This window comes from Rhodococcus sp. P3_B8 (genome assembly GCF_056402775.1).
In genome coordinates this window covers 1-1,825 of sequence record NZ_JBFUGT010000589.1, presented here as the reverse complement: position 1 = coordinate 1,825, position 1,825 = coordinate 1, and the positions used below count along the sequence as shown (strand labels likewise).

Annotated in this window: 1 protein-coding gene and 1 pseudogene; one reads left to right on the top strand and one right to left on the bottom strand. The window is 61.8% G+C overall.

Going from position 1 to position 1,825, the window contains the following annotated elements; genetic code table 11:
- Positions 1-12: 12 nt before the first annotated feature.
- The gene (locus AC1D1G_RS44850) at positions 13-1,257 is read left to right on the top strand and encodes an IS256 family transposase (RefSeq protein ID WP_257015044.1); all 1,245 of its coding nucleotides are present in this window, start codon (positions 13-15) and stop codon (positions 1,255-1,257) included.
- Positions 1,258-1,296: 39 nt separating this feature from the next.
- On the opposite strand, the pseudogene AC1D1G_RS44845 reads toward AC1D1G_RS44850, so the two are convergent.
- Positions 1,297-1,440 (bottom strand): annotated as a pseudogene (locus AC1D1G_RS44845) (ATP-binding protein); the annotation flags it as partial.
- Positions 1,441-1,825: the final 385 nt, after the last annotated feature.

The following is a 1,825-nucleotide window of genomic DNA, read 5'->3' as shown; positions in this document are numbered from 1 at the left end:
ACACTGGATCCCATGGATCAGTCGAAGATTGACCACCAGAAGCTGGCCCAACAACTGTTGGCCCAGGCCAAAGCCGAGGGCGTCGAGTTGGTCGGCCCGAACGGACTGCTCAACCAGCTCACCGCGAACGTCCTCGAAACCGCACTCGAAGCCGAGATGGACGAGCATCTCGGCTACGAGAAACACCAGGTCGAGGGGAGAAACGGAGCGAACTCCCGCAACGGACGGCGGACAAAGACCGTGCTTACGGAGATCGGGCCGGTACAGATCCAGGTGCCACGGGACACCGACGCCTCGTTCGACCCGCAGATCGTCAAGAAACGGCAGCGACGCCTGACCGGGGTCGACGAAATCATCTTGTCCCTCTCGGCGAAAGGCCTGACCACAGGCGAAATCGCGGCCCACTTCGACGACGTCTACGGCGCTTCGGTCTCGAAGGAGACCATCAGCAAGATCACCGACAAGGTCCTCACGGAGATGACCGAATGGTCTGTCCGTCCCCTCGACCTGGTGTATCCGGTGCTGTTCATCGACGCCATCCACGTCAAGATCCGCGACGGCCAGGTCGCCAACCGACCCGTCTACGTCGCCATCGGCGTCACCACCGCAGGGGAACGCGAGATCCTCGGACTATGGGCAGGTGACGGCGGAGAGGGGGCCAAGTTCTGGCTCGCCGTCCTGACGGAAATCCGCAACCGCGGGGTCGCCGACGTGTGCATCGCCGTCTGCGACGGACTCAAGGGGCTGCCCGACGCGATCACGGCCGTTTGGCCACTCACGGTAGTGCAGACCTGCCTGATCCACCTCCTGCGCAACACCTTCCGCTATGCGTCCCGTCAATACTGGGACGAGATGTCACGGGACCTGCGACCGATATACACCGCAGTCAACGAGACCGCGGCCAAGGAGTGTTTCACCGAGTTCGCCGGCAAATGGGGACCGAGGTATCCGGCGATCGTCCGGCTGTGGGAAAGCGCCTGGAGCGAGTTCGTGCCATTCCTCGACTACGACCCCGAGATTCGCCGGGTCATTTGCTCGACGAACGCGATCGAGTCCCTCAACGCGCGCTACCGGCGGTCGGTGCGGGCGAGGGGCCACTTCCCCAGCGAGCAGGCCGCGCTCAAGTGTCTCTACCTCGCCACCCGGGCGCTGGACCCCACGGGTAAGGGAAGGGCACGATGGGTGACGAGGTGGAAGCCGGCCCTCAATGCGTTTGCTATCACATTCGAAGGCCGTATCACCCCAACTGTGATCTAGATTCATGCGCCAGAACTGGATCCACCGATGTTCTGACAGTCCCACCCCGCCGAACCCGGTGAGGGTGACGAGCCGGAATGCGCTGAGAAGGCGTTTGACCTCGGCGACTTCGCTTCGGCGACCGACGAAGCTGGACAGCTCGAAGGGTAGGTTTCCTACCCTCGAGCCCGTGGGGAGTGACATGGACCGCTTCTTTCATCCTGTTACGGTTCGCGCAGGGTGTGACGTCGGCGGGTAAACGTGCGCGAGGTTGTGGGCGTTTCGGGCGAGGAACTGTTCCCGTAGGCGTAGCACCATGAATAGAGTTGCGCCGTAGCGGCGAGGGCATTGTGGTGTTGGATCGTCGCCGACGACCGGTTGTACTGCGGTGCAAGGTTGTTCAGGTTGCAGAGTCGGTAGAGGCGGAGTATCCGAGAATTGACTGTTGCGGTGATGAACTCAGTCCGAACCATCTTGTGGATCTGGGTTCGGCACCCGGAGTGGTCTTTATCCGAGAATTGACTGTTGCGGTGATGAACTCAGTCCGAACCATCTTGTGGATCTGGGTTCGGCACCCGGAGTGGTCTTT

Coding starts and splice junctions, on each gene's coding strand:
- AC1D1G_RS44850 (WP_257015044.1), top strand. CDS start 13: ATGGATCAGTCGAAGATTGACCACCAGAAGCTGGCCCAACAACTGTTG.